This is a genomic window from uncultured Parabacteroides sp., from assembly GCF_947855115.1.
Taxonomy (GTDB): Bacteria; Bacteroidota; Bacteroidia; order Bacteroidales; family Tannerellaceae; genus Parabacteroides.
Genome location: NZ_CANTZW010000023.1, coordinates 13590 through 27768, shown reverse-complemented (window position 1 = coordinate 27768; position 14179 = coordinate 13590). Strand labels below are relative to the sequence as shown.

Sequence of the window (14179 nt, the reverse complement as noted above, 5' to 3'; positions counted from 1 at the left end):
TAAGTATACGCGATATTAATGGATTTTTATTACAAATGCAAAAATGCAAACCTCATTTTCTTAGAATCCCATCATTCCGGTTGGTCTGAGGAAAGGGCTTTGTGAAAAAGTTATTAAAATATATTGGAATACTACGTATCGCATAATAGATTATCTTTGTCCTCCGTTATAGATATTTGAGAGAGACCTATATGAATAACAGGAAGGTGTGATCCTTTTTCAGTATGAATTATAAAGATTTTGAAGTATGAAGGTACAAAGTTTTGTTTTATGCTTTTTATTGACGCTACTCTCCGTCGCTTGTATCCGGGAGGAGGCGCCTAATGCGGAAGCGGATATCTTGTCATGTACGGTAGATGGCGATATATTAAAAACCGAGCCGGAGATCGACAATGAGTCCGTGACACTGACCGTGAAAAGTGACGCTGATATTACAAACCTAGCCCCGGTATTTACCTTGACTCCCGGCGCTACTATCGAGCCGGCTAGTGGTTCCGCTTTTGATTTTACGACACCGAGAACCTATACGGTTACTTCCGAGGATGGCCACTGGACAAAGACTTATACGGTACGTTGTATCGTCTCCGGCATAAGCACGGAATATCATTTCGAGCACATAACGATGGAGCCGAAGAATGCACGTTACCAGATATTCTATGATTTCACGTCGAATGGGGATTCCGTGACGTGGGCGAGCGGTAACGCCGGTTTTGGCTTGACGGGTGTGCCCAAGACCCCGCTGGATTATCCTACCATGCAAGACGATAACGGATATATAGGTAAATGCGCTAAGCTGGTGACCCGCAACACGGGGAGTTTCGGTAGCGGATTCGGTATGCCTATCGCCGCGGGAAACCTTTTTATCGGTACGTTTGATTTGCTGAACGCCATTCCGGACGGGAGGAAAGGTACTCGGTTAGGCCGTCCTTTCGATCGTGTACCGACTTATCTGAGCGGTTATTATAAATATAAAGCGGGAGAGTCGTATAAGGTAGATGGCGAGGAGGTAAAAGGCAAGAAAGACCAATGCGATATCTACGCCATCTTCTATGAGACGGATGAGGACGTGAAATACTTGGACGGTGTCAACGGATTGACAAGCCCGAACCTGATATCCGTTGCCCGGATCAGCGATCAGAAAGAGACGGATGAGTGGACGCGTTTTTATATCCCGTTCGTGGCTAAGCCCGGTAAGGTGATTGATAAGGATAAGCTGGCGAAAGGTGGTTATCAGTTATCCATAGTCTTCTCTTCAAGCTTGAAAGGCGATGTCTTCGAAGGAGCGGAAGGTAGCACGCTTTGGATTGATGAGGTTGAGATAATCCAGTCTGATGAGAACTAAAAAAACAGAGGATATGAAAAGATATATAATATTAATAGGTATACTGTGCCTGTCGAGTCTCGTTACGTTGAAGGCACAGCAGGAAAGAAACCAAGGCATAATCTGGTCTTCTCTCAGGGGATTGGAATATACGGTAAAAGCCGGTATCAATATCGGCGGAACCGCTCCGGTGCCATTGCCCCGTGAGATTCGTGCGATAGATAGTTACCGCCCTACGCTTTGCATCTCTATAGAAGGCGATATCAAGAAATGGTTCGGCGAGAGCAAGGAATGGGGTATGATGATCGGTCTCCGTCTGGAGAATAAAGGTATGGAGACGAAAGCGACGGTTAAGAATTACAGCATGGAGATCATTGGTTCCGGCGGTGAGAAGCTGAAAGGAAACTGGACCGGAGGCGTGCAGACGAAAGTGGAGAACTCTTATTTCTCGATCCCGGTCGTGGCTCTTTACCAATTGAATAACCGGGTGAGTTTCTCGGCGGGACCCTTTGTCTCGTTCGCTACAAACCGGAACTTCTCCGGCTACGTGTACGACGGTTATCTGCGTGAGATCAATCCTACCGGCACGAAGGTGGAGTTCTCCGGCGACAACCGTGCCTCCTATGATTTCTCGGATAACCTCAGAAAGTTCCAGTGGGGAGCACAGATCGGTACGGAATGGAAAGCGTTTAAGCACCTTATCGTATATGCCGACTTGACATGGGGATTGAACGACATCTTCCGGAAGGATTTCGATACGATTACTTTCGGGATGTATCCGATCTATCTGAACGTAGGCTTCGGATATGCTTTTTAAAATTGATTTTAGTCAAAATGAGGCTATCCTTTAAAAAGGGTAGCCTTTTTAATTAAAATATTATTATGGAAATAAATTATTTTTTTTATAACTTTGGACAATAATTCTCAGACCAAGTTACATTTTATCTTATATTATTAATAGAATTTACCATGAAAGAAAACACTAAGAAGGGCGTAAGCCGTAGAGAGTTTTTGGGCCTTTCCGCTCTAGGGTTGGCTAGTTTAACAATTCTTCCCAGTTGGACCATGGATGGTGTTCGTATCGCTCCGAGCGATCGGGTAGTCTTAGGCTTTATCGGCCTAGGCCAGCAAGCGTTGTCGGATTTTAAAGGATTTGCCGCATGTCCGGGCGTACAGGTTGCCGCGTGTTGTGATGTGGACACGATGAAAACAGAGCGTTTCAGAAGGCGTGTCGCAGAGTGGCAAGCCTCCAAGGGAATGAACCAACGTTGTGATCAATATGAGTTTTATGAGGAATTGCTGGAGCGTAAAGACATCGACGCTATAGAGGTAGCCACTCCCGACCATTGGCATGCCTTGGCTACGATTCATTCTTGCCAGTCCGGGAAAGACGTATATTGCCAAAAACCGTTAGCTTATACGATCGCTGAAGGTTTGGCTATGGTGAAGGCCGTACGTAATAACAAACGTGTGCTTCAGGTAGGTAGCCAACAACGTTCCAGCAGGGAGTTCCAAGCTGCGATTGATATGGTTCAGAATGGAGCCATCGGTCATATCGAGAAAATATACGCACGTGTAGGCGAGCCTCCAACGCCGTTGAACTTGCCGGAAATGCCGGTTCCCGCTAATTTGAACTTCAACCAGTGGATGGGTCCGTTGAACGATCCGAAGATTCATTATCATCCCGATTTATGCCCTCCTATTTCTCTGGACCCGGAAGAGAACGAGAAGTTATGGGGCGCATGGCGTTGGTATCAAGAGACCGGTAATGGTTATACCGCAGACTGGGGCGCTCATATGTTCGATATCGCCCAAGCCGCTATCGGTATGGATGGTTCAGGTCCGGTAGAGTTTACACCCAAGGGATACAATGGCACGCAATATTCAACCATGCGCTATGCGAATGGTATCGTAATGACTGAACAACCATATTTGGAGGATAATCCGGATGCGCAGGGTATTAAGTTTGTCGGTGATAACGGCTGGATCGAGGTAGCTCGTGGCTACATCAATTGCTCTGATCAGTCTAAGATCCCCTCCGACCTAAAGAACTTGATCGAGAAACGTCCGAGACTTATGACCCCGGAAGAGCAGAAGAGATTGTATGAAGAATATATGAAAAAGCTGAAAGACAGCAAAAAGAAGGGTAACGATGCGGGCAATTATGAGACTAGCGCTCCGCATATGCAGAACTTTATCGACTGCGTTCGTTCACGTGAGAACCCGATCGCTCCGGTTGAGGTAGGTTGTAGTACGAATACGCTTTGTTGTTTACAGAATATCGCCCGTGAGCTAGGTCGCCCGGTTAAATGGAATCCGGCTACGTTGAGTTTCGGTAGCGATAAAGAGGCGGCTTCTCACCGTTTGTACTGGTATCAATACCGTAATCCGTATTCATTACCTTATTTCTGCAAATAAACCTATTTAAATAGAATGATGTTATGAGTAACAGACGAGATTTCTTGAAAAATATATCTCTCTTTGCCGCGGGTGGAATGCTGGTAGGTAAAGCGGGGTCTGTAAATGCGGCGAACACTGCGTTGGGAACTGTTGATGAGATTCATGCCGGCAAAGAGATTGGCTTGCAGATCTATTCTTTATCCCAGGAATTATATAAAGGCGACGTGGCCGCTAATCTCCGGAAGGTGAAGGATATGGGATACTCTAAGCTGGAGTTGGCGGGTTATGGTAAAGGCGCTATCGGAGGTGTTCCTATGATGGACTTCAAGAAAATGGCGGAAGACGCGGGTTTGAAGATCATTAGCTCGCATGTAAATCCGGTAGACACATCTATCTCCGATCCTTTTAAGGCCATGATTTTCAAATATTCGAAGGAGGTAACCCCAAAGATCATGGAGTATTGGAAAGCTACGGCTGCCGATCATGCGAAACTTGGCTGTAAATATTTGATCCAGCCGATGATGCCGACGATTACTACGCACGATGAGGCTAAACTCGTTTGCGATGTTTTCAATCAGGCCTCGGATGTGATCAAGGCAGAAGGCATCGCTACTGGATTTGGCTATCATAATCATAATATGGAGTTTAATCGGGTCGCGACGAAAGAGCAACAGGAGAAGGTGAAGGGGAATCCTTTCGCGGCCTTCATGAAAGTTGGAGACCAGATTTATGACTTGATGCTGAGAGATACGGACCCGAACAAAGTTTACTTCGAGATGGATGTCTATTGGACTGTCATGGGGCAGAACGATCCTGTCGAGTATATGCGGAAACATCCGGATCGTATCAAGGTATTACATATCAAGGATCGTGCCGTATTCGGCCAAAGTGGTATGATGAACTTTGAGATGATATTCAAGCAGATGTATGCGAACGGAATTAAAGACTATTTCGTAGAGTTGGAACAGATGCCGGACGGACGAACTCAATTCGTGGGCGTGAAGGATTGTGCCGACTATTTGATCAAGGCTCCTTTTGTGAAATAAAGTAACAATCGATAGATCGCAAGCCTCGGGGTTAATAGACTCCGGGGCTTTTTTATTGGATCGGAGGCAACATAAACGGATCTATTTTGTTTTTTATAAAGAGAAGTTTATATCGCAAAAGTAGAGGAAAGGATGAGTTATAGGACAAGGAAGATATTGAAACATACGGTGATCGCTGTTTTATCGTTGCTCGTATTGTTTCTTGCTTTGAATCTTTTCCTGACAAGTCGTTTGGAGCGGTACCTGAAAAGAGAGTTGATAGAGCGCACGGCGAAGGCTACGGATGGCTTTTATCGCCTTTCTTTCGATAAGCTTTCTATTAGTTTTTTCAGGGGAGAGCTAAGGCTAGAGGGGATTTCTTTGGAACCGGACTCTAAGGTCTTCGAGCATTGGGCCACCTTGGATAGCTTGCCCGATACCTACGTAAGTACCCGGATTGAGGTGATCGACTTTAAGGGAATCAATTTGGTATGGCGTTGGAATTACCGGCAACTCCATTTCGATACCTTTGAGATCCGCTCGCCGGAGGTTCGTATATACGGCTCTTCCGGATCAAATCCGTTAACTTCCGAACTGGCGGCAGATACGGTAGAACGTGCCGAATCGAAGACATTGTACGAGGTGATCTCTCCATACATAGATGCCCTGAGCGTAAAGACCTTGAACTTGGAAAATGCCAGTATCTCTTATAATGTGGAAAACCAAGTCTCGCCGATTATCTATACGTTGAGTAACGTAAGTTTCCATGCGTATGGTTTTATGTTGGATTCTACGTCCTCACGGAGCGGGAAACTGTTGTATTGCGATAACTTCGATTTTGTCACGAACCAACCACAGACCTTGTTGGTAAATAATGATTTCAGGTTGGAGACGGATAGTATATGCCTCAGTACCCAAGATTCCATTATCTATCTCCAAAAAATCCAATTGCTTCCGCAAGAATTATTGTGGGGGGAGACCAATCGGAAACCTACGAATTATCTAGAAGGGAAGGTGCAAACCGTAGAGATACAGGGGATTCACTTTAGACGGGAAGAAGCCTTGAATTATTTGTCTGCCCGTAATTTCGAGATACAATCTTCGGATATTAAGGTGTATGACTTGACTCGGGAGAAGGAGCAGGCGAATGCCGACACGGGTTCTTTGGTGCAAGCCTTATCGTTGTATGATGTGATCTCTCCGATACTGCACAGTATATCCGTGGATCAGATACGGATAGAGCGGACCGCCCTTCACTACTCCTTGGCCTTGAAAGGACAGATAGAGGAATTCTCGATCCCCGAGTTCAATTTCCATGCGGAAGGTCTTCTGATCGACTCCCTGGTAGCTCCGGGCGAGGAACTGAATTATTTTCGTTCCATTGCGTTTGAGGCGAATGATATACAGGGGATTATGAGAGCTCGTAATCATCGGTTCGATATCAAGCGGTTGGCGATGAATACGGCTTCCGGCTCGTTTCATATGGACAGTATGCGGTTGCGTCCGTTGTCCGTTCGTTCTCGCGATGATTATGTGTCGGGAAGTATCGATACGATCCGGATAGACGGGTTGGCGTACGATAAAGGTATTAGCGCGGATTTACTGATGGTTCGGTCACCTCGCTTGGTTTATTATAAAACACCCTCTGTTGAATCTCCGGATAAAGGAAAAAGCGCATCTGTAAATAGCCGTGTGAATGTGGAAAGTTTGTTAAATCCTTTCCTTCGGTATCTTTCCATCCGTAAAATCCAGATTCAGAATGCGAATGTGACATTGGAGGATCGTGAGATAAATGATATGACCCGGTACCGGCTCAACGGCCTCAATTTCTTTGCCACGAATTTCTTGGTGGATGAGCAAACGAACCGGAGTGGGCAATTGTTTTTCAAGTATGATCATTTTGGTCTTAGCTTTAGGGATTTCGATAACTTCTTACCGGGAAAGGATCTACGTGTGGCTATAAGGAGAGGTTCGCTATCCACCGTAAACGGCTCTCTCCGTCTACAGGATGTGACCTTGGCCGCTAAAAAAGACTCGATACGTTTTTCAACCCCCTTGATTTCTTTAGCGGGTATCCGGATTCCCCAAAATAGTATCTACCAGATCGGGTTCGATCGGTTTGATTTATCCGATGGTGATTTTTCTATGTCTTGGGGATCGGATACGACGGCATTGCGGACTGAGAGCCAAAAGGATATCCAATTGGCTCTAGAGGATGTGCTCGTGGATTTGAAGAAGAAGACCTTTCAATTGGGCGATCTTCAGCTACAGACGAAGGACATCGATATACCCTTGGATAATGGCTTTTACCGGTTGAAGATCGGGGATCTGGATTTGAGAAAGTCGGGTTTGAGGTTGGATCACGTACATTTGGTCTCGCCTTATTCCAAAATGGAATTCGCTTATAAACAGCCTAAGCATCAAGATTGGTTTGACGTGAAGGTTGGGAACGTGAGATTAACCGAGGTGGATATTCCCGGATATTTCTCAACCAAGGAATTACATGTGGGGGGACTCTGGATAAACGATGTCTTACTACAAAACTTAAAGAACCGGAAGATCCCAGTGAAGCCTCATATCGTCCCGATGATTTATGAAGGTCTGCAAAAGGCCCCGGTCCGTTTCAAGATAGATACCGCTTCCGTTACCAATTTCTCCGTGGTTTACGAGGAATTACCCGTTAAAGGTGATAAGCCCGGTAAGCTTTATTTTACCGATATGAACGGCCGGTTTTCAGGTTTGACCAATATCGTCTCCTACCCGGAGCAATTCGTCACATTGCATGCGGACGGGAACCTGATGGGATCGGGGCATTTTACGGCTACATGGCAACTCCCGGTAGATTCATTATACGACCGCTTTCTATTGGATGCCCGTCTGGATAGCCTGGACCTGCTTTCCTTGAATGAGATCGTAAAACCTCTGGCACCGGCGGAAGTGACGAGCGGTTGGGCGCAGGATGTGGTCTTTCATATGGATGCCTCAAGCCGGAAAGGACGAATACGTTTAGACTTCCCGTACCGGAAATTGAAAGTCGCTTTATTGAAAGAGAAAGACGGAGAGACCACACAAAAAGGTTTCTTGTCGAGATTGGCGAACTTAGTCCTACGGGATAATAATCCGGCTCATCCGGAGCGAAAAGATAGTAAGTTGCGTAAGGTAGATATGGAAATCGAGCGAGATCCCTATCATTCCACGTTTAACTATCTATGGCAGATGTTAAGGCCGGCCTTGGTAGAGTCGGTCGGAGTCTCGAAAAAGGAACAAGATGCGGCCTTGAAAGCGGCAGGTTTCTTCACGAAGGTAAAGCGCTTTTTCGGTCTTGATAAAAAGAAGGATAAGCGGGAAGAGGTCGATACAAATGATAAGGAAATAGAACCTTTAAAAGAATAAATAATGGAATATACAGTAAATCACTATCCGGAGAAACATCGTTTCGAGGTAGTAGAAGACGGCTTGACAGCCTGTGTGGAATATCGTTTAAGAGGAGATGCCTTGGATATTATCCATACCATTGTCCCGAAACCCTTGGAAGGACGTGGGATTGCGGCGGCTCTTGTTGAGACAGCTTATAAATACGCGAAGGAACAGGGATTACGCCCTTTGGCCACCTGTTCCTATGCGGTTGTGTGGTTAAAACGCCATCCGGGGTTTTAATCCTTGATCGTAATACCTAGCATTCTGGCGATGTCCAGCGCTTGTAAGGACGTTACGGTAGCGCCTCTCAACTCTCCTCCGGGGATCGATCCGATACGTATACCGGCGATCTCGGAGGAAGTAAGATCGATCCCTTTCAAAGAGGTCCGGTGAAACTCCACCTCTACTAAATTACAATGCTCGAATTCTACGTTCGTGAATTGGCAATTGTCCAATCCGCCTCCTCGTAAAAAGCATTGGTCAAAAAATACGTTCCGGAGTTTACTCATGGAGAAGATTACATAATCTCCTTTGCAATCTCGTAAGGTCGTATGATTGAAGATCGATTCGGAGAAATTCGTTCCGGTAAGTTTACACCCAATGAACTCTACCCGGTAAAAGCCACATCCGGATAAATTTATATTTGACAGGTCACAGTTTTTAAATACCACATCGCTAAACTGGGATTTACGATAATTGCAAGCGATAAAACTGCAATGAGCGAACAAACAGGAACTAACGGATAGGTTTTGCTTGGATATATCCTTGACGCATAATCCATTGAAAGAACATTCCGCGAAATCATCCTCTTGGTTGGATATACAATCCACCCAATCCACATCCTCCCGTAAGTTTTTTACCAATCTAGGCGCTGTTATTTTCAACATCTTATTGTTTCCTATTTAAATTTGGATGGTAAAGATAACGGATTTGGGCTAAATAAACGATATCTTTACCCTATACTTCATTTTAGCAATATCGGAAAAGTGTGTTCGGGATAATTCTTCTACTTTTGCCTTGAAATCCTAAGAATCATGCGAATAAAGACAACGACAAAGACAGAGTATCAACAACGTATCAATGTGCTGGTGGAGTACATAAATAATCACTTAGGTGAGGATACCGATTTAAATAAGCTGGCAGAGATATCCGGATTCTCTCGTTGGCATTTTCATCGGATCTTTGCGGAATTCTTAGGGGAACCGGTTGGTACGTTTATCGTTAGGATGCGGGTCGAGACGGCCGCTCGGCTTTTGCGTTACACCGAAATACCTGTCAAGGAGATCGCTTATAAGGTAGGGTATGACGTACCCTCTTCTTTGTCTAAAGTTTTTCGCCAGTTTTATGGGATTTCTCCAAATGAGTATAGAAACAATAAAGATTATGTAATTATGGAACCTAATAGAATAATGCCCGATATGGAATTGAACGTCGAGGTGAAAGATTTACCCGGTAAACAAGTTGCCTACATCCGTTTAAACGGAGGGTATAAAGAAATTGATTATCCGGGAACTTGGATGCGCTTGCTCCAATTTGCCAAGGAGCAAAACATCCAGCCATTGAGTTTTTCACCGATCTGCTTATACCATGATGACCCGAAAGTAACCTCGCCGGATAAGCTGCGTACCGATATTTGTATGGAAGTCGCTCCTTCAGTTTGTCCTAAAGGGGAGATTGGCACGAAAAAAGTACTGGAAGGCCGTTTTATGGTTGTTCTTTATAAGGGAACTTATCAGCAATTAGGAGCTGTGTATGATACACTTTACGGCAAATATCTTCCCGAGATGGGTCTTTCCTTACGGGAAGTGCCTAGCGGCGAGATCTACTTGAATGATCCTCGTAATACGAAGCCGGAGGATTTATTGACCCAGATTTATGTGGCGGTAGAATAATAAGAGCTAGAGAGGTTTCTGAAGTGAATAAATGAATTAATCTTGATTGCCGTCTTCTCTAATTAGCGGCAATCAAGATTTTTAATATTTTAGACGCGATTGTCTGATGTGATAGCCTATATACTTGCTTTTACAAATTCGTTATCGATCCAATAAGTCGCTTCTTCGGAAGTGAATTTCAATATGCAATAGTTCGGATCTGTGACTCCTCCGGGGAAATGGGCGAACATCCACTCAGACCATAAGGCTTCCTTGATTTCCATATCCGATACGATCTCGACCTTTCCGGTTAATATGACGCTGTCTCCATCCTTCATAAAGCAAACTCCGGCCTTTGGATTGGCTTGGAATTGTATCGTCTTATCAGAGAACGTACCTGTCGAGATCCAAATAGAAGAAATCCCTTCCGCTTTGATCTTTCCGATGGGTACGGGACGTGGATATCCGGTTTCTGTAACAGACGCTAGCATAATGGTATCACATTCAGCCAATAAATGAGTAGCTTTCTTTTCAATCGAATCCAAATCGATCATTTGTACGGGTATGCATAAATCAAGTAGGCATATTCCCTGTGGATGTTGATTGGGATCACTTTGATAAATCTCGAAAGACTTCCCTTGGCGAGGCTTGCATTGATGTTTCGAGGTAAGTGTGTACATCAAACTCCATGCGCTAGGTATTTCTCCAAGGCCGATCTCGAAATGCCCGATGGCATAAAGCCCTTCCGGTAACGACCCTTTTGATACCTGGCCATCTCCTTCAACTTCAGCAGATACGATTATGCCGATATCCGTACTCATCCCTTTTTCTCCCTGCTGATAGATAGAAACGAGCTTATTTTCCGCATTAGCCATCAATCCTTTAAGGTCGGCCCATTGCATAAGCTTGCCGATCGTATCCGGTATTTGATTCATATCACCTTGGTGGTGAAGATATACGATGTGTTCAGCCTGTAATTCTTTTAATTCAAAGGTGTAGTTCATAAGATTTTTATTTGTAAAAGTTTAATCATGCAAACCTATGGAATCTAATATTATTCCCGTTGTAAAAAAACGACTTTCTGTGGTGTGTCTTTTCTTAGCCATACTATTAAATATAAGTAAGCGGTTCATCCGATGGTTTAGGTAGGCTTAAGAAATAGGAAGGTACGTTTCCCGCCAAACGCTTGAATTCCTTAATAAAATGGGAGTGGTCATAATAGCCGCAATCTAGAGCGAGGGTTTCCAGATCTGGGTAGGTGGTGTTCCGGAGGATTCCTATCGCATGTTGGAATTTTATGATCCGGCTGAATTCTTTGGGGGTATATCCTGTGGAATCCTTGAATTTACGTTCGAATTGGCGTTGGCAGAGGCATACTTTATCGATCAACTTTTGGATGGGGAGATGGCCATGTGATTGCTTGATCAGCGATGTTGCGTATATGATTTGTTTGTCGACTAAGATTTGACGGTTTAAACGGTGTGTTAGGTAGGCTTCAATGATTTGGATGCGATAAGAATCGTCCGGTTGTTCGCAAAGCATTTCAGAGAAAATATTATCAAATAAAAGATTAATATCGGAAGACTGGATTCGGAGGTCGGCGAATTGTCCTAGAGGCTCATTGGTAAAAGCGGCTAGCCCGCAAGGGCGAAAACGGACCCCAAGCATATGAAGTGTGTTAGTTGTTGTCGTTAGATTCGAATAGACCCGCATAGGACCGACAAAAAAAGAGCGATAAGGCTGCATGATCATTTGATGCTCATCCGCGGGAATTGTCATATTCCCGATGGAAAAGATGAAATCCGTGCAGCCATCCGCTAAAATCTTAAAGCGTGTCCCGATTTCCGCATAACCTTTAAACACCCAAAACTTATCGATAAAAGGGGCTAAGTTTATGGTTGGGGTGAATTCTTGGTACATAAATTTGGTTTTAGTTTATAATAGTCGCCACGATCCTTCGTCCACCTCCTCGGTTTCGGAACTCGCATAGGTAGATGCCTTGCCAAATACCTAGATTTAAATGGTGATTGGTAATGGGGATCGTGAGGCTTGTACCTATAATCGTGCTTTTTGCGTGTGCCGGCATATCATCATCGCCTTCGCAAGTATGATTGTAATAGCTTTCACGTTCTTTTACCAATCGGTTGAAGATCGCTTCCAGATCGATTTGCACATCCGGGTCTGCGTTTTCGTTAATGGAGAGGGCTGCGGAAGTATGCTTTATAAACAAATGTAACAGCCCAGTCTCGGGTAGGGAGGGAAGATGCCGTGCTACCTCCTCCGTGATTAAATGAAATCCCCGGCTATGGGAACGAAGGGTAAATTCCGCTTGAGTTACCATATCTTTTCTGGTTTTGTGATAATAAGTTTATATTATTTAAGTAACGAAGATACTGTTTTTTATAGAAAGGGGGCTATCATACATAGACTTATATAATAGGCAATATATCCTCCCAAATATGTTTCTTCAAATCTACACAACCATTCTTTTTGAAAGTAACTCCTTCCTGTTCCAACAATCTCCGTTGTTCTGCCCAATTGGGAGCTAGGCGACCTTGACTGTTTACGACCCGATGACAAGGAAGGTTTAATTCCTTGGGAACGTTAAACATGGCCTGCCCCACCATGCGGGAACATTGCGGCCTTCGTGCGAGCTTGGCTAACTGCCCGTACGTGACCACATGTCCTTCAGGAATCTCTTTGACTATGTTGTAAACTTCTGTATAAAAATCAGCCTTCATAAATTCTGGTCTTTATCTTCGCCCATGCATGTGTATCGTATAGGCAAGAGTTGCGCATTGTCTGATACATCGTCTTGAAACGTGACATCGGTATCGTGAAACTTAATAAGTTGCTTTCTACATATGGACGTACTGAAGGATCGAAGAAACCGAGAAATGTACGGTGACCTCCATGTCTGTTCTCATTGACGGTAAGCGTGATGGTAGAACTGCAACCGGAACCAAATAGCGTGGAGACGGCATCCGGGTTATTATTATCGAAAAAAGTCCAAGTAATCAATCCCGATAAAATATCCGGAGTCGCAAGGAACAGAAGCCCTTCTACTTCCTCAAGCGAGGTTAATCGATCGATTCTGGCGAAATGGAGATATGGCTGAGAGGCTCTTTGCACGTTTATGTTTTTTATACTCTCGATCACCATTTCCGGAGTTTGCTTATACCTCTCTTTCAAAGAGACAAAATTAGGGACATGCTCCGGCATAGGGGTAAATCCGGTATAAAACTTTCCACCTCCACAACCGACGCAATCTTTGTTCATACTGATAATCTCGCCTCGCCTGATAGCGGGAAGGGCTTTGAATAGACAACCCTGTGTCTGTTTTAATTCTCCTGATAAAGAATCGGAATACCAGAAAGCTATCGGTAATTCCGCTTTTTGAGAAAATGCCTCATAATAATTATTGATGAAAGTTTGAATATCCATATACGATTGATTAATATTGATTTATGCCTACCAGTCAATTTCCGGGATGCCTTTGCCGCACAGGAAATCATTCGCCTTGCTGAAATGTTTACAACCGAAGAAACCATATTCGGCGGAACGGGGAGATGGGTGTACGGTTGTTAGCGTCAGATGCCGGCTGGTATCGATAAGGGAAATCTTGGCTTTAGCGTAACTTCCCCATAGCATGAATACCAGATTTTCCCGTTCATCACTTAGTTTCTTGATAACGGCATCCGTGAACGTTTCCCATCCCATGTTCCGGTGTGAACCTGTTTGGTGGGCACGGACCGTGAGGACGGAGTTCATCGGAAATACACCTTGGTTTACCCAGCGATCCAAATTTCCGGAGGAAGGAATTGGTTTCCCGAGATCGTCATGAATCTCTTTGAAGATATTCATTAAGGAACCGGGAATCGCCACACCTTCGGGAACCGAGAAGCAGACCCCATAGTATTGTCCCGGATTAGGATAAGGGTCTTGCCCTAAGATAACGACTTTTACTTTCTCAAACGGGCATGCGTTAAATATATGGAATATCTGAGGCCCGGGAGGAAGTATATGAGCTTGCTTATATTCGTTTTTGACAAATGTAACCAACTTCTCGAAATAAGGCTTGTCGAATTCCTCTTGCAGACGTTTTCTCCAACTTTCATCTATTTTGACATTCATAATTTCTTCTT

The 14179-nt window shown here is 44.5% G+C and carries 14 protein-coding genes and 1 pseudogene; 7 read left to right on the top strand and 8 right to left on the bottom strand.

Going from position 1 to position 14179, the window contains the following annotated elements; genetic code table 11:
* Positions 1-247 precede the first annotated feature (247 nt).
* The 6 genes from Q0110_RS13475 to Q0110_RS13450 all read left to right on the top strand — a co-directional run bounded on the left by Q0110_RS13475 (position 248) and on the right by Q0110_RS13450 (position 8403).
* Positions 248-1342, top strand: coding sequence for a PCMD domain-containing protein (locus tag Q0110_RS13475; RefSeq protein ID WP_297907280.1), 1095 nt, complete (start codon positions 248-250; stop codon positions 1340-1342).
* A 13-nt stretch (positions 1343-1355) separates the two neighbouring features.
* Positions 1356-2138, top strand: a complete 783-nt coding sequence (locus Q0110_RS13470; RefSeq protein ID WP_297907277.1) for a porin family protein — start codon at positions 1356-1358, stop codon at positions 2136-2138.
* 152 nt (positions 2139-2290) lie between these two features.
* Entirely contained in the window at positions 2291-3739 is a 1449-nt protein-coding gene (locus Q0110_RS13465) for a Gfo/Idh/MocA family oxidoreductase (RefSeq protein WP_297907274.1), read from the top strand.
* Between the two features lie 23 nt (positions 3740-3762).
* Positions 3763-4767: a sugar phosphate isomerase/epimerase gene (locus Q0110_RS13460; RefSeq protein ID WP_297907271.1), complete on the top strand. Its 1005-nt coding sequence runs from the start codon at positions 3763-3765 to the stop codon at positions 4765-4767.
* A 132-nt stretch (positions 4768-4899) separates the two neighbouring features.
* Positions 4900-8139 carry a hypothetical protein gene (locus Q0110_RS13455; RefSeq protein ID WP_297907268.1) on the top strand — a complete coding sequence of 1080 codons (3240 nt, stop codon included), beginning with the start codon at positions 4900-4902 and terminating at the stop codon, positions 8137-8139.
* Positions 8140-8142: 3 nt separating this feature from the next.
* Positions 8143-8403, top strand: coding sequence for a GNAT family N-acetyltransferase (locus Q0110_RS13450; RefSeq protein ID WP_297907265.1), 261 nt, complete (start codon positions 8143-8145; stop codon positions 8401-8403).
* On the opposite strand, the gene Q0110_RS13445 is transcribed toward Q0110_RS13450, so the two are convergent.
* Positions 8400-9050 (bottom strand): pentapeptide repeat-containing protein, encoded by a 651-nt coding sequence (locus tag Q0110_RS13445; RefSeq protein WP_297907261.1) that lies wholly within the window; start codon positions 9048-9050, stop codon positions 8400-8402. The two genes, Q0110_RS13450 and Q0110_RS13445, sit on opposite strands and share 4 nt — an antisense overlap.
* A gap of 147 nt (positions 9051-9197) precedes the next feature.
* Here Q0110_RS13445 and Q0110_RS13440 point away from each other — a divergent pair, with 147 nt between their 5' ends.
* Entirely contained in the window at positions 9198-10055 is an 858-nt protein-coding gene (locus Q0110_RS13440; protein WP_297907258.1) for an AraC family transcriptional regulator, read from the top strand.
* Positions 10056-10171: 116 nt separating this feature from the next.
* On the opposite strand, the gene Q0110_RS13435 is transcribed toward Q0110_RS13440, so the two are convergent.
* From Q0110_RS13435 to ung, 7 genes and pseudogenes are all read right to left on the bottom strand, one after another.
* A complete protein-coding gene (locus tag Q0110_RS13435; protein ID WP_297907377.1) occupies positions 10172-10588 on the bottom strand; it encodes a pyridoxamine 5'-phosphate oxidase family protein in 417 nt (138 codons plus the stop codon).
* A 15-nt stretch (positions 10589-10603) separates the two neighbouring features.
* Positions 10604-11038: pseudogene (locus Q0110_RS13430) on the bottom strand (GyrI-like domain-containing protein); the annotation flags it as partial.
* A gap of 106 nt (positions 11039-11144) precedes the next feature.
* Positions 11145-11954 carry a helix-turn-helix domain-containing protein gene (locus Q0110_RS13425; protein WP_297907255.1) on the bottom strand — a complete coding sequence of 270 codons (810 nt, stop codon included), beginning with the start codon at positions 11952-11954 and terminating at the stop codon, positions 11145-11147.
* A 10-nt stretch (positions 11955-11964) separates the two neighbouring features.
* Positions 11965-12375: a secondary thiamine-phosphate synthase enzyme YjbQ gene (locus Q0110_RS13420; RefSeq protein ID WP_297907252.1), complete on the bottom strand. Its 411-nt coding sequence runs from the start codon at positions 12373-12375 to the stop codon at positions 11965-11967.
* An 88-nt stretch (positions 12376-12463) separates the two neighbouring features.
* Positions 12464-12775: an MGMT family protein gene (locus tag Q0110_RS13415; protein WP_297907249.1), complete on the bottom strand. Its 312-nt coding sequence runs from the start codon at positions 12773-12775 to the stop codon at positions 12464-12466.
* Positions 12765-13478 carry a DUF169 domain-containing protein gene (locus Q0110_RS13410; protein WP_297907246.1) on the bottom strand — a complete coding sequence of 238 codons (714 nt, stop codon included), beginning with the start codon at positions 13476-13478 and terminating at the stop codon, positions 12765-12767. Before Q0110_RS13410 ends, Q0110_RS13415 begins: the two co-directional genes overlap by 11 nt.
* Before the next feature lie 27 nt (positions 13479-13505).
* Positions 13506-14168 carry a uracil-DNA glycosylase gene (ung, locus tag Q0110_RS13405; RefSeq protein WP_297907243.1) on the bottom strand — a complete coding sequence of 221 codons (663 nt, stop codon included), beginning with the start codon at positions 14166-14168 and terminating at the stop codon, positions 13506-13508.
* Positions 14169-14179: the final 11 nt, after the last annotated feature.

Excerpts from the sequence above, each read along its gene's own strand:
- Q0110_RS13475 (WP_297907280.1), top strand. The coding sequence starts at position 248 with ATGAAGGTACAAAGTTTTGTTTTATGCTTTTTATTGACGCTACTCTCC.
- Q0110_RS13470 (WP_297907277.1), top strand. The coding sequence starts at position 1,356 with ATGAAAAGATATATAATATTAATAGGTATACTGTGCCTGTCGAGTCTC.
- Q0110_RS13465 (WP_297907274.1), top strand. The coding sequence starts at position 2,291 with ATGAAAGAAAACACTAAGAAGGGCGTAAGCCGTAGAGAGTTTTTGGGC.
- Q0110_RS13460 (WP_297907271.1), top strand. The coding sequence starts at position 3,763 with ATGAGTAACAGACGAGATTTCTTGAAAAATATATCTCTCTTTGCCGCG.
- Q0110_RS13455 (WP_297907268.1), top strand. The coding sequence starts at position 4,900 with ATGAGTTATAGGACAAGGAAGATATTGAAACATACGGTGATCGCTGTT.
- Q0110_RS13450 (WP_297907265.1), top strand. The coding sequence starts at position 8,143 with ATGGAATATACAGTAAATCACTATCCGGAGAAACATCGTTTCGAGGTA.
- Q0110_RS13445 (WP_297907261.1), bottom strand. The coding sequence starts at position 9,050 with ATGTTGAAAATAACAGCGCCTAGATTGGTAAAAAACTTACGGGAGGAT.
- Q0110_RS13440 (WP_297907258.1), top strand. The coding sequence starts at position 9,198 with ATGCGAATAAAGACAACGACAAAGACAGAGTATCAACAACGTATCAAT.
- Q0110_RS13435 (WP_297907377.1), bottom strand. The coding sequence starts at position 10,588 with ATGATCGATTTGGATTCGATTGAAAAGAAAGCTACTCATTTATTGGCT.
- Q0110_RS13425 (WP_297907255.1), bottom strand. The coding sequence starts at position 11,954 with ATGTACCAAGAATTCACCCCAACCATAAACTTAGCCCCTTTTATCGAT.
- Q0110_RS13420 (WP_297907252.1), bottom strand. The coding sequence starts at position 12,375 with ATGGTAACTCAAGCGGAATTTACCCTTCGTTCCCATAGCCGGGGATTT.
- Q0110_RS13415 (WP_297907249.1), bottom strand. The coding sequence starts at position 12,775 with ATGAAGGCTGATTTTTATACAGAAGTTTACAACATAGTCAAAGAGATT.
- Q0110_RS13410 (WP_297907246.1), bottom strand. The coding sequence starts at position 13,478 with ATGGATATTCAAACTTTCATCAATAATTATTATGAGGCATTTTCTCAA.
- ung (WP_297907243.1), bottom strand. The coding sequence starts at position 14,168 with ATGAATGTCAAAATAGATGAAAGTTGGAGAAAACGTCTGCAAGAGGAA.